17 protein-coding genes are annotated in these 22006 nt (G+C 42.8%); 13 read left to right on the forward strand and 4 right to left on the reverse strand.

Features of this window, described 5'->3' with window-relative positions:
* Nucleotides 1-346: 346 nt before the first annotated feature.
* On the reverse strand, nt 347-1885 hold the full coding sequence (locus L3V43_RS21880) for an FAD synthase (protein ID WP_237117422.1): 1539 nt from the start codon (nt 1883-1885) through the stop codon (nt 347-349).
* A 189-nt stretch (nt 1886-2074) separates the two neighbouring features.
* On the opposite strand from L3V43_RS21880, the gene L3V43_RS21885 reads away from it, so the two are divergent.
* Nucleotides 2075-3094: a tetratricopeptide repeat protein gene (locus tag L3V43_RS21885; protein ID WP_235367573.1), complete on the forward strand. Its 1020-nt coding sequence runs from the start codon at nt 2075-2077 to the stop codon at nt 3092-3094.
* 138 nt (nt 3095-3232) lie between these two features.
* Here the strand turns inward: L3V43_RS21885 and L3V43_RS21890 are convergent, their stop codons facing one another.
* Nucleotides 3233-4012 (reverse strand): nucleoside-binding protein, encoded by a 780-nt coding sequence (locus tag L3V43_RS21890; RefSeq protein WP_235367572.1) that lies wholly within the window; start codon nt 4010-4012, stop codon nt 3233-3235.
* Nucleotides 4013-4085: 73 nt separating this feature from the next.
* On the reverse strand, nt 4086-5399 hold the full coding sequence (locus tag L3V43_RS21895; RefSeq protein WP_237117421.1) for a Na+/H+ antiporter NhaC family protein: 1314 nt from the start codon (nt 5397-5399) through the stop codon (nt 4086-4088).
* Nucleotides 5400-5833: 434 nt separating this feature from the next.
* On the opposite strand from L3V43_RS21895, the gene dapB reads away from it, so the two are divergent.
* The 8 genes from dapB (at nt 5834) to L3V43_RS21935 (ending at nt 17166) form a co-directional block, all read left to right on the forward strand.
* The gene (gene dapB / locus L3V43_RS21900; RefSeq protein ID WP_237117420.1) at nt 5834-6637 is read left to right on the forward strand and encodes a 4-hydroxy-tetrahydrodipicolinate reductase; all 804 of its coding nucleotides are present in this window, start codon (nt 5834-5836) and stop codon (nt 6635-6637) included.
* Between the two features lie 206 nt (nt 6638-6843).
* Nucleotides 6844-7980, forward strand: a complete 1137-nt coding sequence (gene carA / locus L3V43_RS21905; protein WP_010377970.1) for a glutamine-hydrolyzing carbamoyl-phosphate synthase small subunit — start codon at nt 6844-6846, stop codon at nt 7978-7980.
* 16 nt (nt 7981-7996) lie between these two features.
* Nucleotides 7997-11215 (forward strand): carbamoyl-phosphate synthase large subunit, encoded by a 3219-nt coding sequence (gene carB / locus L3V43_RS21910; protein ID WP_039495519.1) that lies wholly within the window; start codon nt 7997-7999, stop codon nt 11213-11215.
* A gap of 46 nt (nt 11216-11261) precedes the next feature.
* Nucleotides 11262-11738 carry a transcription elongation factor GreA gene (gene greA / locus L3V43_RS21915; RefSeq protein ID WP_010377973.1) on the forward strand — a complete coding sequence of 159 codons (477 nt, stop codon included), beginning with the start codon at nt 11262-11264 and terminating at the stop codon, nt 11736-11738.
* Between the two features lie 168 nt (nt 11739-11906).
* On the forward strand, nt 11907-12503 hold the full coding sequence (locus tag L3V43_RS21920; protein WP_237117419.1) for a hypothetical protein: 597 nt from the start codon (nt 11907-11909) through the stop codon (nt 12501-12503).
* A 358-nt stretch (nt 12504-12861) separates the two neighbouring features.
* The gene (locus tag L3V43_RS21925; protein ID WP_010604031.1) at nt 12862-13137 is read left to right on the forward strand and encodes a hypothetical protein; all 276 of its coding nucleotides are present in this window, start codon (nt 12862-12864) and stop codon (nt 13135-13137) included.
* A gap of 251 nt (nt 13138-13388) precedes the next feature.
* Nucleotides 13389-16187 (forward strand): collagenase, encoded by a 2799-nt coding sequence (locus L3V43_RS21930; RefSeq protein ID WP_237117418.1) that lies wholly within the window; start codon nt 13389-13391, stop codon nt 16185-16187.
* A 226-nt stretch (nt 16188-16413) separates the two neighbouring features.
* Nucleotides 16414-17166 (forward strand): transporter substrate-binding domain-containing protein, encoded by a 753-nt coding sequence (locus tag L3V43_RS21935; protein ID WP_102056593.1) that lies wholly within the window; start codon nt 16414-16416, stop codon nt 17164-17166.
* Nucleotides 17167-17246: 80 nt separating this feature from the next.
* Here L3V43_RS21935 and L3V43_RS21940 read toward each other — a convergent pair whose 3' ends face one another.
* Nucleotides 17247-17687 carry a VOC family protein gene (locus tag L3V43_RS21940; protein ID WP_010604034.1) on the reverse strand — a complete coding sequence of 147 codons (441 nt, stop codon included), beginning with the start codon at nt 17685-17687 and terminating at the stop codon, nt 17247-17249.
* 182 nt (nt 17688-17869) lie between these two features.
* Between L3V43_RS21940 and L3V43_RS21945 the strand changes: the two genes are divergently transcribed.
* The 4 genes from L3V43_RS21945 to pheS all read left to right on the forward strand — a co-directional run bounded on the left by L3V43_RS21945 (nt 17870) and on the right by pheS (nt 21994).
* Nucleotides 17870-19039: a sensor domain-containing diguanylate cyclase gene (locus L3V43_RS21945; RefSeq protein WP_174169057.1), complete on the forward strand. Its 1170-nt coding sequence runs from the start codon at nt 17870-17872 to the stop codon at nt 19037-19039.
* Between the two features lie 123 nt (nt 19040-19162).
* Nucleotides 19163-20224, forward strand: a complete 1062-nt coding sequence (locus tag L3V43_RS21950) for a DUF2066 domain-containing protein (RefSeq protein WP_237117417.1) — start codon at nt 19163-19165, stop codon at nt 20222-20224.
* Between the two features lies 1 nt (nt 20225).
* A complete protein-coding gene (gene hda / locus L3V43_RS21955) occupies nt 20226-20930 on the forward strand; it encodes a DnaA inactivator Hda (protein WP_010604037.1) in 705 nt (234 codons plus the stop codon).
* Between the two features lie 83 nt (nt 20931-21013).
* The gene (pheS, locus tag L3V43_RS21960; protein WP_010604038.1) at nt 21014-21994 is read left to right on the forward strand and encodes a phenylalanine--tRNA ligase subunit alpha; all 981 of its coding nucleotides are present in this window, start codon (nt 21014-21016) and stop codon (nt 21992-21994) included.
* Nucleotides 21995-22006 lie beyond the last annotated feature (12 nt).

Genomic DNA, 22006 nt, shown 5'->3' on the forward strand with positions numbered 1-22006 from the left:
TTAAAAAATGAGAACATCCTACTTCGTAGCGAGCCAGGGCCAAATAAGAGGTTGATGAAAAGCGTTCATCCATGAACTTCATCGACATTCGAACATCCATGTACATCAAAACCCGTTGCAGAGATGCGACGGGTTTTTTGCTATGTGTGATTTAAAAACCTCACAAGCCAATCAACACATCGCGAGGTGAACTCGCTCCCACCACAGTATTTGCACAGTAAAACATATAAGCACAGTGCAACATGGTGGAAGGCGGTTTACCCGCCGATGGGTTGTAATGAAGTTCCAGTAAAAAACATGTACATTAAAACCCGTTTCAACACTCGCTCCCAGCAGATACACAGCGTTAACTCCCATTGAAGTTTTGTATTCTTTCTTTAATTTTAGAGCTAGAAATTCCTTGGGTATAAGGGATATAAACAACCTGAATATTTTGTGGTGCTAAAGCTGCTTCCAATGCCTGCCAGCGGGGCGTGTGTTGCCATTCATCACCGCAGATCACAAGGTTTACTCTTTGTTGTGCGATCCAGTACGCTGCTCGCTCAGTATCAGCCATTGGTGCACCGACTAAAACCGCTTTATCTACGCATGCCAATGCCTTAATAATACTTAAGCGCTCGTCTTGATCCATTATTGGCGGTCGTCCCTTACTTTTTAACGCAAAAGCATCCGGTGCGACCCCAACAACTAAGTAGTCTCCGTGTGATTTCGCTAACGACAAATACGTTAGGTGACCAGGGTGAAGCAGATCAAAAAAACCAAGTGCTAAAACACGGCACGGTTGTTGTGATTTCATCTGCTTTTGTACGAACTGCATAAGATTTTTTAAAAGACCGTCATGAGGTTTGAACGTTAATAGCACCTTAATCATGGCATGCATTTTTTTGAAGTTGCCTTTTTTCCACTCAGTGTAGAGGTGAGAGTAGGCATAACAGTAATATAAGTAGGAATCTTGCGTAATATTCGGGGCGCAGACGATGGTATCAAAATTTGTGTCAGGTATTTTCCAATCCAGCCCATATAATGCTTGTAAGATTTGCTCTGGATACTGGGGATAACAAATTTCTCCAGCAGGTGAGCTGATGCTCACAACTTGAATAGCAGAGAAACGCGTCACTCTATTCCAAGTAAAAGGTACGTCTTGCATCCATAAACCTGATATTGTGTCTCCAGTGCTTTGCTCTGTGGCATAACCGCAAAGGTCAAGCACTAAGCCTGATTGGTGGCGAAAACATCGAGGGTTTATAAGTCCATAGGATTGCGCTTCTTCCTGCCAGCCAAGATGCTGTAAATGTTCGATTACGCTTTCCATGTGAGACCAGTCGATACCAATATCAACATCTTTATCATTTTCTAAGAGTTGACCTTCACGCTCTAACCCAAGCAAAGTACCAGCCGTAGGAAAAGCATAAAATCCCGCCTTTTTTAAGGATGACAATGTTTGTAGTAATAGGTGTAATGCGTTTTCAGGAGCTAGTTTAGTTGAGCTCGCGCTTTCATGTATTGGTACTTCGGATGATTGAACTGCTGCAATGTTTGTCAGTGCGTCATGCTGCAAGCGCCACCCTAGCGCTTGATAGAAGGTTTGAGCTGCGAGTGGTAGTTGTCTGTTTTGTTGATAACTGCGAGCGAGAATATAATAGCTATCTGGTACATCTGGGTGTTTATGCAGCAGTGCTTCAAGCTGTTCAATCCATTCACTCCCGGCTTGTCTACGCTGTGCCAATTGTGCGAGATATAAAATAACCTGCTGAGTAGGCTGTTGTTGATATAGTTGCTGAAATGCTTGCTCTGCTGCTTGGTCTTGGCCCGAAATAAAATACTCGATAGCCTGTGTCATCTTTTTATTAAGCTGTGACTGTGTAATTACTGTGTCTTTCTGCATCGATTAAATACCTTGTTGTGCTGCTTTTAGTTTTTGTAGTCACAGAGTCCATGTTTTGATAACCCAAATGGATTTGATGTGTTTAATGTGAAGTCGCTAGCAATTTTATACTGCTGCACGCTCAGGCATTTTGCCAACCAGCGGAAGCTTCACTATGATTACTTTAAATCAGGAAATCGGAGAGCGAAAGTGCTACCAATTTTAATTATAGTTTCTTCTCTGACAGTACTCGCCCCTGATGAATTGTTTAAGACATTGCAGGTTATTCAAGATTTAAACATCTCTAACCCAACACAAGCAACTCGAGTATATGAAGCAGCGTTACCCAAACTTCCAGAACAGCCTTCTAAAGGTATCTATGAGTTACATCGCGCCGGTTTAGAAGCTGCAATTAAAACAAACGATACGGTCAGAATTCGTGAAATAGTAGCGCTATTTTCCGACAATACTGAGTGGCTTGCGTATTTGCAGTCAGAAAAGGGGCAAATTGCAAATTACCTCGCGATTTATTATCGCCGGATCGGTAAGCCTGCGCTTGCGCAAAAAAACTATGAATGTGCACTTAAGTACTCAACTCACGAGCAAAGGCCACTTATCGTTAATAATCTTGCCGTTTTATATCGAACAACAGGGCAGTTAGAAGAAGCAATCAATATTTTAGCGCCGACATTGTCTGAGGTGAAGGATGAACAACTGGAAGCGGCACTTAACAATAACTTAGCTAATGTTTATTTTGACATGAGTAAGTATCAGCATGCTGCAAGACTATATAGGCAAGCTTTCCTCTATCATCAAAAAGCAGAGCAAGCATACGAAGCGAGTTATACTGGGTTAAATTTATTAAATGTTTACCTGCTTGCCAATCAGTGGAAAAACTATAGGCGCTATATAAATACAGTGAAAACTCAGCTAAGTGCGGTAGAGGATAAAGAATTATCTATTGTGTTTACTTGGCAGGAGCTAATTTTTCAAAAAAGTAGAAATGGCATACAGCCAAAAGCAGATCAAGTTGAGTTTCTTATTTCGACTTTACCCATATTGCTCCAAAGTGATTACGGCAGCAATATGGAGAAATATGTTTATACATTACAGCTCCCAGAGTTGATTGCATCTTATAATGCGCTGTTATCTGAGCAGCAAAAAGTGGCCGCCAGTGTATCGACGGATACTTCGCTATTGGAAGTTGCGCTATCTTGGTGTGAACACTAATCCATCACAAAAAACTATTACCACAGCACTACTCTTTATACTTTGAATAGTAGATGTATCAGGTGAGGCTGATAAATAATGAGTACCTTTGACTCAACCATCACAGAGTAAAATCAAAGGTCAAAAGCGAGTTCAGAGTTAGAAAGTCCACGCTAGGTGTAGCTGGGGAACAGATTCATTGGTATCTGTGCCAAGTTTGTTACGCCAATATTGCCATTCAACACCTAACATTAATTGATTGTCAGGCATGCCCATTGCATAGCCGAGATCCCATTGTAGAATTGGCTGCGCGAGCAACCAGCCTTTTACGTCATTACCCAACTCGTTTTCTCGCTCGTCAATATATTCTACGTGACCTGTGAGATAGAACTTTTGCTCGCCAATTGTAAAGGGGTAACCCCAAGCGAGATCTATCATCCAACTATCACTTTCTTTAGGCGCACCGCCATGACTAATACCTTGGCTGTCGTCTTGATAAAGTGTGAATGTAGAAGAGAAAAAATTGAACCCGTCAAAATTCCAATTTACTTTGACACCAGGCAAGTATTTCATCACCTTAGCGTCTCCGGCTGCGTTGAAACCCATCGTTAAGCTAACGTCAGCTATGGCGTCGAAAGAAGACTTAAAGCCAGCAACCTTTGACATCGACAAGCTTGAATACCACTCTCCATAAAAGTCACCATCTTGGTAACCATCACGAAGGTTATCTTTGCTGTAATCGATAAAGAAGAAATTATCGCCGTAGCGATATCCAGACGCATGTTGTAATGAGTAAACCGTTGCCGTTGCTTCGTTTCTGCTAAACGGGTTTTTGAAATCACCATGGTTTATATGTAGTTGCGTTGTACTCCAATCAGCAGCATAACTAAATGTGCTAAAAGCGAGTGAGGAGGAAATGATGAGCGTGTTGATTTTCATTTATTAATTCGGATAGCGTTAAAAATGAAAGTATAACAAAAGCGCCCAAAGTTGGGCGCGTAAACCGAATAAATTATGCTTTATTTCTTCTTATGCAGATAACGGTAATGGCGGTGAAAGCCAAAATGAAACAGTAATAAGAAGAGCTAGATACGTCCCAAGGGCTGATTTTAAAAGTGGCCCCGAGTAACAGTGCTTGTGCACCATAGGGTAAAGAGCCTTGCATAACACAAGCAAAAATATCTAATAAGCTTGCCGAACGCTTAGCTGAGATCTTTCCATCTTCAGCCAGTTTTTTAGCAACAGGGCCTGCAACTATGATACTTACCGTGTTATTTGCGATACACAAGTTACTTGTTAGCACGAGTGCAGCAATGCCGAGTTGATCAGCAACTTGACGGTGCCATTTCGCGATAATGCTGGTAATTTTTTGGATCTGTTTGGCTAAAAAATCTAGGCCGCCATTGATACGAATAAATTCAGATAAACCACCAATGAACATCGACAGCAAGAAAATCTCCTGCATATCACTAAAGCCTTTATAGATATCGTTTAAGAACGCAGCGCCTTGATAGTCACCGGCAAAACCCATACAGCCAGCAAAAACGATACCACTAAAGAGCACAACAAAAACATTGATACCAATCACCGCCAAGACCAAAATAAATGCGTATGGTAAAACTAATAACCAATCAAACGGCTTGGTTTCTACAATCTGCGGCTCTGGTGTTAAAAACACCAAGAGTAAAACAGTCAGCAGTGCAGCTGGTAGGGCTATTTTTAGATTCTCTCTAAATTTATCTTTCATTTCACAGCCTTGCGTTCGCGTTGCTGCAATTGTGGTATCAGAAATAATGGATAAGTTATCGCCAAACATTGCGCCCGAAACGATGGTACCAGCCATAAGTGCTGGATCAATTCCGGTTTTCATCGCGACGGCAACAGCAATAGGTCCAATTGCACCAATTGTGCCCATGGAGGTTCCCATTGCGGTAGAGACGACAGCAGAAATAAGGAACAAGCCGGGTAATAAAAATGCCGGAGGAATAAGTGATAAACCGGCGTTAACCACAGCGTCAACACCGCCAGTGGCACTTGCAACCGCAGAAAAAGCACCTGCTAATAAATAGATGAGGCACATGGTGATAATATTGCTGTGTCCTGCGCCTTGAATAAAAGTTTCGACGCTGCGGTTGATAGTATCTTTATTAAGTAAAAAAGCGAGAACGATGGCTGGTAAAATCGCAACAGGAGCCTTTAATTGATAAAACGCATAGTCAACGCCTTGCGATTGCAAATACAATCCTGCGCCAAGAAAAATTCCTACAAAGGTCAACAGCGGCAATAATGATAGTTTTGCCTTTGTTTGATTGTAATTTGGTTGCATAGCACTCCCCAACAATAAAGCACAGCCAATAGCCAGCTGTAAAACCGCACAACACACCTAATACCAATTGTATTAATTCTCCAACCAATTTGAAGGGTGAGTTAGCATATTAGCGTCGTTAAAAATTTCTCATTTAGAACAACTAAATAGCAAAATTTTTGCCTAGCTACTAAAGCTATTTCTCCGCTTCAAAATAGCCCATTTACTTAATGTAATTGGTATAAGATGAAAATCTCTCAACTTCAATAGGTGAGCGAGCGCGGCAGTTTATATGTTTAGACGTCTAAAGTCTAATGTTTTATTATTTTCAACTTAACTGACTATGACACACAGATACGGTAAACTCTACTCCCGCAAAAACACATTTCTATTATCCGGTTAGCCATCGTTGCTGCCTTGTGGATAATCAACATCGCAAATAAAAAGGGTAACGTATGACAAGAATAGGTATTTACGGTGCGAATGGCAGAATGGGGTTAGCATTGATTGAAGCCTGTTATTTGTCGAAACAAGTAGAGCTGGCCAACGCTTTTGTACGAGATAATTCACAATATCTTGATAAAGCAGTTAATCAATTGCAGCCTCAAGCAGACGCAAATATCTGTTTTAGCTCCGAGCAAAGTAAGCTTGAAAATGTTGACGTATTAATAGACTTCACTTTGCCAGAGGGCATGAAGCAGCATTTATCAGCTGCAATTGCCGCTAAAAAACCGATGGTGATCGGTACGACTGGACTGACAGCAAGTGAAATGGCGCTGTTGGTGGAGGCCGCAAAAGATATCCCAATTGTGTTTTCTCGCAACTATAGCGTTGGTATTAACCTGCTACTTAACTTAGTACAAACAGCCGCACAAAAGCTGGCTGACGACATGGATATTGAAATTTTCGAAGCACACCATCGCAACAAAATCGACGCGCCCTCAGGTACTGCGCTCGCTATCGGAGAGGCGATTGCAGAAGCAAAAGGCTGGCAACATGATGAGGTTGCGGTTTACGACCGAAGTCAGAGCCATGAAGCGAAATCTCAACAAGAAATCGGTTATTCGGTCCTTAGAGCGGGAGATATAGTAGGTGAACATACAGCTTACTTCTCGACAATGGGGGAAAGGCTTGAATTAACACATAAAGCAGCGTCGAGATTGACCTTTGCATCAGGTGCTGTAAGGGCTGCGCAGTGGCTAAAAGATAAACCAGCAGGCCTTTATGATATGCAAGATGTGCTAGATTTAAAGAAGTAAGTATAACATTTTGAGGCTTTAAAGCAAAAAAAGAGTTTAATGGCTTATTTTTATAATTTTTGTGATTTGTATTAGACGAAAAGGCATTCATGCTGTAGACTATAACGAATTTGCCAAAATTTTAATAACTGCGTGTTACCAAGCGCTTTGTAGACGGGATGTTGAGCGTTTTGCTTTCGCCCGTTTTTTACTATTAGGAGGTTAACTTGACTAAATCCGCTCTGTTAGTCCTTGAAGACGGCACGGTGTTTCGCGGTACTGCTATCGGTGCTGACGGTATGTCAGTCGGTGAGGTGGTATTCAATACGTCAATGACGGGGTATCAAGAGATCTTAACGGATCCTTCATACGCGGAACAAATCGTTACGCTTACTTACCCACATATCGGCAACACCGGTACTAACAGCGAAGATGAGGAAGCGGACAAGATCTGGGCAAAAGGCCTAGTGATCCGTGACTTACCACTGCTTGCGAGTAATTTCCGTAACGAACAATCATTGAGTGATTACTTGAAAGAACGCAATATCTTAGGGATCGCAGATATTGATACTCGTAAACTAACTCGCATTTTACGTGATAAAGGCGCTCAAAACGGCTGTATCATCGCAGGCGACGAAGTAGACGAGCAAAAAGCGCTAGAAGCGGCGCAAGCATTCCCTGGCTTGAAAGGGATGGATTTAGCAAAAGTAGTAACAACAGAATCTCAGTTTGAATGGCGTGAATCGAGCTGGACTCTAGGCGAGGGCTTTAAAACGCTTTCTGCTGAAGAAGAAAAATTCCATGTTGTTGCATACGATTTTGGTGTGAAAAAGAACATTCTTAGAATGTTAGTTGATAGAGGCTGTAAGTTAACCGTTGTTCCAGCAGAAACCTCCGCTGCTGACGTACTTGCATTAAACCCTGATGGTATCTTCCTATCAAATGGCCCTGGCGACCCTGAGCCATGTACTTATGCCATTGAAGCAATCAAAGCATTTTTAGAAACAGATACACCTATTTTTGGTATTTGTTTAGGCCATCAGTTATTAGCACTCGCTTCTGGTGCGAAAACAGTAAAAATGAAGTTTGGTCACCATGGTGGTAACCACCCGGTTAAAGACTTAGATCGTGATGTCGTGATGATCACTGCACAAAACCACGGTTTTGCTGCTGATGAAGCAACGCTTCCTGATACGCTACGTGCAACGCACAAGTCACTGTTCGATGGCACACTGCAAGGTATTCACCGTACTGATAAGCCAGCGTTTAGCTTCCAAGGTCACCCTGAAGCAAGTCCTGGTCCACATGATGCGGCACCGCTATTCGACCATTTCATTGAATTAATGCAATCTCGCAACGCTTAATTAGACCGGAGTAATAATGCCAAAACGTACCGACATAAAAAGCATTCTGATTTTGGGCGCAGGCCCAATCGTTATCGGCCAAGCATGTGAATTCGATTACTCTGGTGCTCAGGCCTGTAAAGCGCTTAGAGAAGAAGGCTATAGAGTTATTCTTGTAAACTCTAACCCTGCGACTATCATGACTGATCCTGAAATGGCGGATGCAACTTACATCGAGCCTATTCACTGGGAAGTGGTAGAAAAGATCATCGAAAAAGAAAAGCCTGATGCGGTGCTGCCTACTATGGGTGGCCAAACAGCTCTTAACTGTGCGCTAGACCTAGATAAGCACGGTGTGCTTGCTAAACATGGCGTTGAGCTAATTGGTGCGACTGCAGATGCAATCGATAAAGCGGAAAACCGCGAGCGTTTTGACGCGGCGATGAAAAATATTGGCTTAGAATGTCCTCGTGCTGAAATTGCACACTCAATGGATGAAGCGCACGATATCTTAACTCGTATCGGGTTCCCATGTATTATTCGTCCTTCATTCACGATGGGCGGCACCGGTGGTGGTGTTGCGTATAACATGGAAGAGTTTGACGAGATTTGTACTCGTGGTCTTGACCTATCACCAACAAATGAGCTGCTTATCGATGAAAGCCTATTAGGCTGGAAAGAATATGAGATGGAAGTGGTTCGTGATAAAAACGACAACTGTATCATCGTATGTTCAATCGAAAACTTCGACCCAATGGGCGTACACACTGGTGACTCAATCACAGTTGCACCAGCACAAACGCTAACTGATAAAGAATATCAAATCATGCGTAACGCCTCGATGGCGGTACTTCGTGAAATTGGTGTTGAAACTGGTGGTTCAAACGTTCAGTTTGGTGTAAATCCTGTTGATGGCCGTATGGTTATCATCGAGATGAACCCGCGTGTATCGCGTTCTTCTGCACTTGCGTCAAAAGCAACGGGATTCCCGATCGCTAAAATCGCTGCCAAGCTTGCCGTAGGTTATACGCTTGATGAGCTTCAAAACGACATCACAGGTGGTGCAACTCCAGCATCATTTGAGCCGTCAATCGACTACGTAGTGACTAAGATCCCTCGTTTTAACTTCGAAAAATTCGCAGGTTCAAACGACCGTCTAACTACGCAAATGAAGTCGGTTGGTGAGGTAATGGCAATTGGTCGTAACCAACAAGAATCATTACAAAAAGCACTACGAGGCCTAGAAGTGGGTGCAACGGGTCTGAACCCAATCGTTGCACTAGACGCGCCAAACGCAAAAGAAACGATCATCCGTGAATTACGCGAGCCAGGTGCTGAGCGTATTTGGTACATTGCTGATGCGATGCGTCACGGTATGTCTGTTGAAGAGGTATTTGAACTCACTAAAGTTGACCCTTGGTACCTAGTTCAAATCGAAGACATCTTAAAAGATGAAGCGACAATCGCTGAAGTGGGCATGGCAGGTCTAAACAAAGACTTCCTGCGCCGCTTGAAGCGTAAAGGTTTCTCAGATGCTCGCATTGCCGAAATCGCAGGCGTATCAGAAAAAGAAATTCGCAAGAAGCGTCACCAGCTTGAAATTCTGCCAGTTTACAAGCGCGTAGACACATGTGCTGCAGAGTTTAGCTCAGACACCGCTTACATGTACTCAACGTATGATGAAGAATGTGAAGCGAATCCTTCTGACAAAGACAAAATCATGGTTATCGGTGGCGGTCCTAACCGTATCGGTCAAGGTATCGAATTCGATTACTGCTGTGTACACGCAGCCCTTGCGATGCGTGAAGATGGCTATGAAACTATCATGGTTAACTGTAACCCAGAGACGGTTTCAACAGACTACGATACGTCTGACCGCTTATTCTTCGAGCCAATTACACTTGAAGACGTGTTAGAAATTGTCCGTGTTGAAAAGCCAAAAGGCGTGATCGTTCAGTACGGTGGTCAAACTCCACTTAAATTGGCCCGAGATCTTGAAGCGAATGGTGTACCAGTAATTGGTACTTCCCCTGACGCTATCGACCGCGCAGAAGACCGTGAGCGCTTCCAACAGCTTGTAGAGCGTCTAAACCTACTACAACCAGAAAACGCAACAGTAACGTCACTAGAAGAAGCGGTTGCTAAATCACAAGAAATTGGCTTCCCACTGGTTGTTCGTCCATCATACGTACTTGGTGGTCGTGCAATGGAAATCGTGTACGATGAAGACGACTTACGTCGCTACATGACAGAAGCGGTGTCTGTTTCTAATGAAGCCCCAGTACTACTTGACCGTTTCTTAGATGATGCAATTGAAGTAGACGTAGATGCTATCTGTGACGGTGAGAACGTTATCATCGGCGGTATTATGGAACACATCGAGCAGGCGGGTGTTCACTCGGGTGACTCGGCTTGTTCATTACCAGCACACACGCTGCCGCAAGATATTCAAGACGTGATGCGTAAGCAAGTCCGTGACATGGCGCTGGAGCTAGGTGTTGTTGGCCTGATGAATACCCAGTTCGCAGTGAAAGATGGTCAAGTTTACTTGATTGAAGTTAACCCGCGTGCTGCTCGTACAGTACCATTTGTTTCAAAAGCAACAGGCGTGGCACTTGCAAAGGTTGCTGCACGTTGTATGGTTGGCCAGTCTCTTGAAAGCCAAGGAGTAACGAAGGAAGTTATCCCTCCATATTACAGTGTAAAAGAAGTGGTATTGCCATTCGCTAAGTTCCCAGGTGTTGACCCAATGCGTGGTCCAGAGATGCGCTCGACGGGTGAAGTGATGGGGGTTGGTGAAAACTTCGCCGAAGCATTCGCAAAAGCCCAATTAGGTGCATCAAACACTTTACCACGTGGCGGCCGCGCGCTACTATCTGTGCGTAATGGTGATAAGGCACGCGTAGTTGAACTAGCTAAGACAATGAAAGCAATTGGTTTTGAGTTAGATGCAACGAATGGTACGGCGAAAGCGCTTGAAGAAGCGGGTATTGAAGTACGTCGCGTAAACAAAGTATTCGAAGGCCGTCCTCATATTCTTGACCGTATCAAGAATGGTGAGTACAGCTATATCGTTAATACTACCGAAGGTCGCCAAGCTATTGAGGACTCGAAGGTGTTACGTCGTGGTGCACTTCAGCATAAGACTAACTACACCACTACGCTAAATGCAGCGTTTGCAAACTGTACAGCGAATGAAGCTGACGACAGAAGTTCTGTAAACTCTGTTCAAGAACTACACCAGCGTTTGAACTAAAAAGAACAAGGCCAGAGCGTCAGCTCTGGCAATGAGTGAGATACTTATGCAATCAATTCCGATGACAGTACGAGGCGAAGAATTGCTTCGTGATGAACTGAATCATTTAAAAAAAGTTGTTCGCCCGAAAATCGTTGCAGATATTGCAGAAGCGCGTGAACACGGTGATTTGAAAGAAAATGCTGAATATCATGCTGCACGTGAGCAGCAAGGTTTTTGTGAAGGCCGAATTCAAGAAATTGAAGCTAAACTGTCAACAGCGCAAATCATCGACGTGACCAAAATGCAGAACAACGGCAAGGTTATTTTTGGTAGTACTGTGACTATTGTGAATGTAGATACAGACAAAGAAGTAACTTATCGTATCGTTGGTGACGACGAGGCCGATCTTAAGAACAACTTGATTTCTGTTAATTCACCGATTGCGCGTGGATTAATCGGTAAAGAACTAGATGATACAGTGAATATTCAAACACCGAATGGTGCTGTTGAATATGAAATCATTGAAGTTGAATACAAGTAATCCTTTCTTTTAAAGCCCGCATCCGCGGGCTTTTTACTATAACAGTCTTAACTGCTTTTTATTTTTACTTTTTCTGCTGTAATGCAGTGTAATTGCCATTTTTCTAAATTCTTATAGCTTTGTTTGATGCCTATGTATTTTTGGAACAAACATTTTTAGGAGAAATGGATGTCATTTGAAGTCGATCAATTCAAAACAGAAGGGTTTGAATTGTTTATATCGAGTTGGAAATCTAAGTTGGCAGGCGCTGGTGCGCGGAACCTCTCCCTGAATCAACATTGTTTTTGGCGTACCATGCGTAGTCGCTGTGCGATTGACCTTAGTAAGCAGAGTGAGCTTTTGCAAGGTGTGAGCTTAGCGAGATACGATACCTATCTTATTCTTACAGCTTTGTTGTATACCAACAGCTTATACGCAAGCTCTGATTTAATCATTGGTTATAACCTGCCAGGCCACTTTTTTACCAGTGAAAGCTCAGAAGCTCGACACAGTTTTTCTCGTGAGTTACTTGATTCGCTCAAGCTCACTCAGCCCTTGTTTTTGGTTGATGAATATTTTGAAAATTTTGAGTTCAATACGATTGCTTATGACAAGCTCAATGAGGCTAATCCCGTTTGGCACGATATAAGCAGCGAATTAGGCACTTTACCCAGCTTAGTAAATACCACCCGCTCAGAGCACCAGCTTTCCTTAAACCTATTACACTTTGTACCGAAGCTTTTCTCTGGTAAGCAGCTTGCCGAGCAAATAAATTATTTAACCTGAGCTTCGAATAATTAATGCCTTTCTAGCAGCTAGTTTTAGCGCTAACTGCGTTGAATTCACTGCCAATAGCCAGCTATTGGTGCGTAAATTCGCCTGGTTATCCCTAAAACTCTCTGGCTAGATTAGGAAATAATTTGATGTAGTTAAAAAACAATGAGTTGGCTCATTCCTTATCCAAACCTCAGGTTATTTAGCTGAGATAGCGTAGGGGTCATACACATCTGACATAGTTTGAAACGAATTTGATTTAGACTTTTAGTGCGAGCTTGTTACACTCGGATTGTTCCCAAAACCAATCAGGCACCGGTTCATAAATGATATGTGCGTATGAGCCGGTATCTTTATCAGGAGAATAACCATGAGTTTATTAAAAAGCGCATTGTTTAAGACGTTGAAAAATAAGTCTACTCAGCAAGTCGCTTCAGTGGTATTGGATAAGGCCATGAAGCAGGGAAAAGAATACCTAGATTCAAGAAACACCAGCTGTGGTAACGATACAGATGAGTTGCTGTTAGGGTTACAGCATTTATTAGCACAAAAACCAAATGACGGTGTTTATTCAATCACGCTATCCACTTATCGAGTGAGAGTAAAAATCACTTCTGGCGCTATTTCCCATATTGATAAGATCTAATTTATTCCACTCACTATAAATTTTTATTCCTTCTTTTCGTCAATTGGTTGGACTTTTAATCATAAAGATCAACCAATTGGGTGTATGTATAAGCTACGACCTTCCCTTTGGATATCCGTTTTTAAGATTATGATGGCTTTTCCGTCGAGCCACTATTCCATAAAGTTATATAAAATATATTGTATACATTGTAATTTTAGTGTTAAAAACCTATAACCCAATCGGGTTTGGATACACAACAGGAAAGGTAAATGATGAAAATTACAAAACTCACTTTGGCGTTATCAGCGCTTACAGCGATAAATTCAGCCAACGCACATCAAGAATCACAGCGACTCTTTAAGCCGCTCGATGCATCGGTTCAAGTGGAAACGAACATTTCCCATGGCCATGAGCACAAAGATTTGCATGATAGAGCACCCGTTGCACATACACCAACAAGGAGTATGCCGCTATTATCTGCTAAACACACGCCATTATTGCAAGCGCTGGCAGTGGGCCAAAGTGAAGCGATTGCTGCATGTGATTTAAATAGCTTAGCAAGTGCGAGCAGTAGCCAAATTGTTACTGAAATAAAGCAACAGGGTACGAGCTGTATCAATGCTTTGTTCTCCGCTGACAGCAGCATCCAAACACAAGTATTCACTTCAGATAAAATGTACGCTGCGGCGCAAAATGCCAAGTCGCTTTCGCAAAGCTATTCAGGCAACGGCAGTGCCGACCTCGAAGCGCTTTATTTATTTATTCGCGCTGGCTTTTATGTTGAGTTTTACAATGATCAGGTGACTTTCGCTACTTGGGTTAAGCCTGCGGTGAAAGATGCATTGGATGCTTTTGTTAGTAATAGCCATTTCTACGACGACAATGATGCTCATGGTAAAGTACTCGGTGAGGCTATTACTACAATGGATTCATCGGAACTACAAGGGCACTATCTGCCAGTTGTAAAAGCATGGCTATCTAAATGGAATGAAAGCTACGCTCAAAAGTGGAATATGCGCAGTGCGGTAAACGGCATTTTCACTATCTTATATCGTGGTCAGTGGAATGATAACTTTGTCGCTTTGATTAAAAACGATCAACAATTGGTGAGTTTACTAGGGAGTTTTACCGCACAAACTTGGATGGTAAATTCAGACTCTGAATATCTAATCATCAATGCTGCTAGCGAATTGGCTCGACTTAAATTATACAGTGGTGCAGCTATTCAAGAGTCAGTCGACACGCAATTAACCGCTTTATTCTCGCGTTATAATAGTTATGGTTTTGGCGATGGTGTCTGGTTAGCTGCGGCTGATGTCGCGACCTATTATGCTGATTGTGGCCAGTTTGGTATTTGTAATTTTGATAAAGAACTTGAGACCAAAGTACTTTCTCAACAACATAGTTGTAGCGATACAATAAAGATTAGAGCACAAGCGCTCACCGCTCAGCAATTGACTTCAGCGTGTCAAACCATGGAAGCGGAAGAAGGACGATTCCACACCATGCTGGAAACTGGCCGCTTACCGGTTGCCGATGATAACAATGATTTTCTACAAGTGAATATCTTTAATAGCAGTGCAGACTATAAAAAATATGCCAAAGCCATTTTTAAAATCAGCACCGACAACGGTGGTATGTATTTAGAGGGTAATCCTAGCGATGTGAATAACGTTGCTAATTTTGTTGCATACGAGGCCAGTTATGCAAAGCCGGATCATTACATCTGGAACTTAGAGCATGAATACGTACATTATCTTGATGGGCGTTTTGATCTTTATGGTGACTTTAATGCTCCGACTAAGCCTATCGTCTGGTGGAGTGAAGGGGTGGCTGAGTACATTGCAAACCTCAATGATAATCAAGCCGCAATAGATACAATCAAAGATGGCTCAGTATATACGCTAGCCGAAATATTCAGCACGACGTATGACGGTTTTGATCAAGATAGAATTTACCGTTGGGGTTATTTAGGGGTGAGATTCCTGTATGAAAAACACTTTGATGAAGTGCTCGCAATGCGACAGGAAACGCGACAAGCAAATTGGAATGCGTACCAAGCCCGTATGGACCGCCTCGCATCACAGTATCAATCAGAGTTTGTTCAATGGTGCAACGAGCTTGCCGCTGGTGGTCAGAATAACGCACCAACTTCAGTGATTAATGGCCCATACTCTGGTGACGTTAATCAAGCGATACTATTTTCAAGCCAAGGTAGTATCGACCCTGATGGTGATGCACTCACTTACCTGTGGCGTTTTGGTGATGGCAGTCAAAGTAATGAAGCCAATCCTACGCACAGTTATGTGCAAGCAGGCGAGTATCAAATTAGCTTAACGGTGAGCGATTCTAGCGGTTTGAATCACACTAGTAATACAGTGGCTACTGTAAACGCAACGACTTCAAACAAACTACAGTCTGGCGTACCTGTCACGGTTGCGGGCGAGCAAGATGAACAAGTTGCATTTTCAATCGATGTCGCTGCTGGCACTGATAAATTAGTCATCAGCACGTCTGGAGGTACAGGTGATGCCGATCTTTACGTTAAGTTAGGCTCGACGCCAACGTTCAGCGAGTATGATTGCAGACCATACCAATCCGGTAACGAAGAGGTATGTGAAATCACTACACCTACCGCTGGCACCTATTACATTATGCTACATGGTTATAATCGCTTTGAAAGTGTGCAGTTGTTAGGGGAAATCGTAACAAATTCAACAATAGAGGACGTATGTCAGTCGCAGGGTAGTGTCTCTAATGGTAAATTAGCAGCGGATGAAACAATTTGCCTTGGAAGCCAAGAGCCGATGTGGTTTAGCCTTGAGAATGTAAGTGGTCAACAATCGGTGGTGATCAAAACAGCCCATGGTAGTGGTGATCTTGGGCTTGAATACAGCAATGCAGGATGGCCAAACGGCACTAATGTGGACGCAAGCTCGTTCAATCAAGGTAACCAAGAGTGCATTGAGATAAGTGCGCAATCTGAATATTGGGGATACTTGAAAGTGTCAGGCGCACCAACGGGGGCAGCGCTGAAGGTGTCTTATAATAAAGATGGTTGTCAGTAATTGCCTAATACTAAGGCAGAAATAATGGAAAGTAATTAAACGGGTGATACAGATCACAGTTATTACTTGTTCATAATTTGTTTTTGTTATATTTTTGTAAAATAAGGGGCCTTTGGTCCCTTTGCTCATTTAAAAACATGCAAAAGGAATTAACTGATGTGCCGAGAAGGAGCTAGGCTGTAGTTTTAGACTGTATTAAAAGTTTAGGTTAGACACGAGGCACTCAGTGTTAAAAAAGTACTTTATTGCCATTTCCACTTGGTTAATGGTAGCCTTTTCAGTGACAGCCGCTGAAACCCAAATTCTTTACGTATATCATCATAAGCCGCCCTATATTATTGATCTAGAAGCGCAAAAAGGTCTTTATTTTGATTTAGCCAAACTGATTAATGCCGTGCAAAAAGAGCTGCAGGTAGAAGTACGTTTTGTACCACGTAAACGCTTAGATAAGCAGCTCGAACAGCAAACGCTCAAAGGTTTTATTTTAGGGGTAAACCCAGCTTGGTTTGATGACCGCAAAAAACAAAAGTATTTGTGGAGCGGCCCGTTAATGTATGACACGGACGAATTCGTCTCGCATGTAGAGCAACCGTTTGAATATTATCACCCAAGCTCATTGTACGGTAATCAAGTTGGCGCTATTGCTGGGTACTACTACCGCCACTTAGATCAAGGAGTAGAGCAAGCCAATATCCAGCGAGTGAACGTAAATTCCGAAGAAGCTCTATTGGAGATGATCCTCAAAAGGCGGGTGAGTATTGCGATCGTCAGTCGCTCTACGACAGAATATCTTGTTGCTAAAAATGGTTGGAAGCGAGTGTTTCACTTTTCTCAAAATCCTCATGAAACTTATTTTAGAGCAATATTGGCGCCTAAAAATTCAGCATCGGATTTTGAGGCGCTACAACAGGTGTTAGATTCCAAGCCTTTCAAAAAGCAACTGGTGAAATTGCTTAAAAGCTACCATCTTGCTTATTGAAGTAAGGGGGAAGGAGCGGTAGTTATTCTGATTTCAGGTTAGATACATCGCTCCGGTGCTTTAGCGATTACCAGCAATTATTACCAACTACCCGTGTTTTCCATTGACTGCCAAGGCTCGGCTGGAGGCAATGCATCACCTTGTTGGAGTAATTCGATCGAAATGCCATCTGGAGATTTAACAAATGCCATGTGACCACAGCGCGGTGGTCGGTTGATCACCACACCGGCATCTTGCAGCTTTTGGCAAAGTGCATAAATGTTTTCTACGGCAAAGGCCAAGTGGCCAAAATTACGACCACCAGTGTATTCTTCCGGATCCCAGTTATAGGTAAGTTCGATAGTAGGAGAAAAGCTTTGCTGCGCCTGCTCAACTTGATCAGGGGCGGCGAGATAAATTAAACTAAAACGGCCTTGTTCACTGTCATAACGTTTCACTTCAACGAGACCCAAGAGGTCGCAATAAAACTTCATGGATTCATCAAGATCGCGTACACGTACCATAGTATGTAAGTATTTCATTATGTATTCCGTTTAGACTCTAGTCAGCAAATTTTAAAGTGTTACACATCAGATTGAAAGGTCAACAGACCTCAGGCATCCTGATGAGCGGATAAAAAAGTAATTGATTTCTGGTAATTTTTAGCACTGCTAGTTAAGCTTTTGTGAGATTGAGAATTAACGATTCAAAAGGGCGCTCAACGATGGCAGAACTTCCTGAAGTAATAGATAGCATGACAGATATCGTTTCGTGCTTAAACACCAGCGAATCTTTGGAGCACTTCTTGTTGAATGTGCACTGTATTGTGCAAAAAATTACTTACGCGGACAATTTCTATGTGGTTTTGCAAAGACAAGATGGCGAGTTTGAGTTTCCCTATTTCCATGATGTCAAAGACAGTATTTCGCTCGAGGAATTAAATAGCCTAACTAGCACAGAAATAGACAAAACGCTTACTAGTTATGCGCTGCGCTCTGACAGTGTAAAGAACTATTCTGAGCATGCTTTGATGGCACTGACCGAGAAAGGGGTTATTGAAATGTTAGGCAGTTTCCCCAAGCAATGGCTGTGCTTTCCGCTAATCAATCGCGACAAGCATTTAGGCGCGTTTGTGATCCAATCCTACCGTCGTAGCGATGAATATTCAGAAGCCATGGTGGATTTGTTGTATACCGTCAGTCATGTTATTGCCTCTGCGATGGATGCATTTGCAAACCAGCAAGCACTCATTGAAGCGAATACAGCGCTTAAAACACATGAGCTTGAATTGGAAGCAATGGTAGAAAAACGCACCCATGAACTTAGTGCGAGTTTAGAAGAATTAAGAACAGAGGTCGAAAAGCGCAAATCACTTCAAGAAAAGCTAGAGTTTGATGCCTACCACGATAACCTTACGCAATTGGCGAACCGAAAATACCTATTTAACGAGCTAAATAAAATGTCTGCTCGCTCGATGCGACAGCCAGTAAATGTGTATTTAGGGTATCTCGATTTAGATAACTTCAAGCCGATTAATGATAATCACGGCCATCATAGTGGTGATGAGGTTTTGGTTCATGTAGCAAGACGTCTACAAGAAGCGTTACGAGAGTATGACTTTGTTTGTCGTATTGGTGGAGATGAGTTTGTCTTTGTGATTAATGAAAAAATTGCCAGAGACTTGCTTGAAAGCTTAGCAAATCGCCTTTTGAGCGTGATAAATGAAGATATCTTGCTTACCAATGGTGAGTTGGTAAATGTCGGATGCAGCATCGGCATGGCGGTTTCTGAGGGCGTGGAATTCAGTGCGGAATCGTTATTAAAAGTTGCTGATCAAGCGCTTTATGAGTCGAAAGGAAAGGGTAAGAATCGGGTCTCATTTAGCTTTAAATAACACTGAATATAAGATTAATATTTTGTTATTTATCATGTTTTTATAAAATTTCATGATATTGTTCGTTGTCCTTTGCTTTAAGCAGATGATTGATTTAGGATCAGGCTTTATAGTCAGAAAAACATGGACATTATGATCATCAGGCTGATCCTTATTGCACTGTTTTGTTTTGCCATGACGGCAAAAGCAGTAGAAGTTCAAAATTTATATGAAGCCTCGCTGAGTGTTAGCGACAAATCTCGCGCAACGCGAGCGCAAGCGAGCCAACAGGCATTATTAAAAGTGTTGCAAAAGCTCACAGGTAAAGCCGATGATTTTTCTCACCCTTCTATCCAAGCGAGCCTTAAGCGCATCTCAGATTACATGCTGAGATATGAATATTATGATCGACAAGGCGTAACCAAAATAAAGGTGGAGTTTGAGCCTGGTAAGGTCGAAGATCTAGTCAGAGAAGCTGGCTTACCGCTTTGGGGCAACCGCCGTCCTATGGTCGCGATTTGGATGGTGATCGAAGATAACTTCCGCCGAGAGTTTGTTACGCAAGAAAGTTACCCTCAGCTCGAACGCTTGATTTATGACACTGCGGACGAGTGGGGCGTGCCGGTCGTTGTTCCTCTGATGGATCTTGAAGATCGCAGTAATGTGAGTATCGCAGAGGTGTGGGGAAACTTTTCTAACGAAGTAGAAGATGCGTCATTGCGTTATGAGGCGGAGCGCGTTATCACCGCCCGTTTGTTTCAGCCGCCCCATACAAATTCTTGGCAGCTAGACTGGCGCTACACTGACGCTGAATATTTTGAGCCTGAGCAATATGTCGGTGACAAACAGCAAGTTATTATTGATATGGTGAATCAGCTATCTAGCACTTTAGCTCAGAAATATGTTATTGACCCTAATCTCACTTTTGAAGCCCATCGAACTGAAATTGTGGTTGAGCAATTACAGTCATTTAGGGATGTAGAAATGGCGAAGCGTCGTTTGCTATCTATGAGTACCGTGGTGGATGTTGATGTGATCTACCGTGCGAAAACAGCTGTGAAGTTTGCGATTGAACATACCTCTAGCGTATCAGACTTGCGTAAAACGATTGCATTGGAGCAAAGCTTTAAGGCGTACGAAGACCCAAGAGCCTATTATCAAATCGCAGACGATAACAACCTTAAATACAATTGGGTGGATAAATAGGATGGAATCGCCACGTCAAATGGCGTTGCCAGTGACGCTGCCTGATGACGAAACCTTTGCCTCTTATTTTGGCGGTGAAGCGTCATTGGAAGTAAGCCACTTAAAAAATGGCCTTGCCCGTCGTTTAATCGGTTTTCAGTACACTTACTTGTGTGGGTTGGCAGATTCTGGCAAGTCGCACTTGCTTTATGCCACGTGCATTGAAGCGCAAGAACTTGGACTCTCGACTATTTTATTGTCAATGCGAGAAGTGTTGGATTTTGGCCCGTTAGTGTTAGATGGGCTCGATGCACTGGATGTAGTTTGTATAGACGATGTGCATTTGGTTGCAGGAGATGAAGCGTGGGAAAAAGCCTTATTTAACTTTTTCAATCGCTTTAATGAAAAAGGCAAATGCCTTGTGGTTACTGCCGATCTGTTGCCCAACATGCTGAATTTGTCACTACCAGACTTAGAATCGCGTCTAACCTGGGGAACGACCTTTCAGATCCGCTCGATGAGTGATGATGATAAAGCCGAAGCCTTAGTAAAAAGAGCACACATGCGTGGCCTTGAGCTCTCCGATGAATGTGCGCGATTTTTGCTCACGAGATTGAGTCGTGATATGCGTGCGTTACTTGATGTATTGGATAAACTCGATCACGCATCCATGGCTGCGCAAAGAAAGTTAACAATTCCTTTTATAAAAGCCACTTTAAAGCTGTAACAGGGCTAGAATATCGCCTTGCAATTCAGTTATCATAAGAGATTAAATAACAGCAAATTACCTCAGCAAAGATCAGGTAGACAATGAATTTAGAAAATATTTTAGCGCAAGCGCTTGAAGCCGTTGAGCAGGCAAGCGAAATTGCGCACCTTGAGGAAGTTAGAGTTAACTACCTTGGTAAAAAAGGTGAGATCACAGGTCTTCTTAAAACGCTAGGCAAACTAGCACCAGAAGAGCGTAAAGACGCAGGTCAGGTGATTAACCAAGCGAAGACCCAAGTACAAGATGCGATTACGGTAAAACGTGAAGCGTTAGCCAATGCAGCACTTGAGCAGAAGCTAGCAGCTGAGACGATTGATGTGACGTTGCCGGGTCGTACAATGCCAGCTGGTGGCCTTCACCCAGTTACTCGCACCATTGAGCGTATTGAGCAGTTTTTTGGTGAGCTAGGATTTGCTGTTAAATCTGGCCCAGAGGTTGAAGATGACTTTCATAACTTTGACGCGCTAAATATTCCAGAGCACCACCCAGCGCGTGCCGATCATGATACTTTCTATTTCAATCCTAAATTGGTACTACGTACACAAACCAGTGGCGTTCAGATCCGTACTATGGAAGCTGAGCAGCCGCCTTTGCGAATTATCTCGCCAGGTCGTGTATACCGTAACGATTACGATCAAACACATACGCCAATGTTCCACCAAGTTGAAGGCTTGATGGTCGACACTAACGTGAGCTTTACAGAACTTAAAGGAATTTTGCACGATTTCCTACGCAACTTCTTTGAAGAAGATATGGAAATTCGCTTCCGTCCTTCATACTTCCCGTTTACAGAACCTTCAGCTGAGGTGGACGTAAAAGGTAAAAATGGTAAATGGCTTGAAGTACTAGGCTGCGGCATGGTGCACCCGAACGTACTGCGCTCGGTAGGCATTGACCCTGAAAAATACACTGGTTTCGCCTTTGGTATGGGGGTTGAGCGTTTGACGATGTTACGTTATGGCGTAACTGACTTAAGAGCTTTCTTCGAAAACGACTTAAAATTCCTAAACCAATTCAGATAAGAGCGACAAAAG

The organism is Pseudoalteromonas sp. L23 (assembly GCF_021728455.1).
Taxonomy (GTDB): Bacteria; Pseudomonadota; Gammaproteobacteria; order Enterobacterales; family Alteromonadaceae; genus Pseudoalteromonas.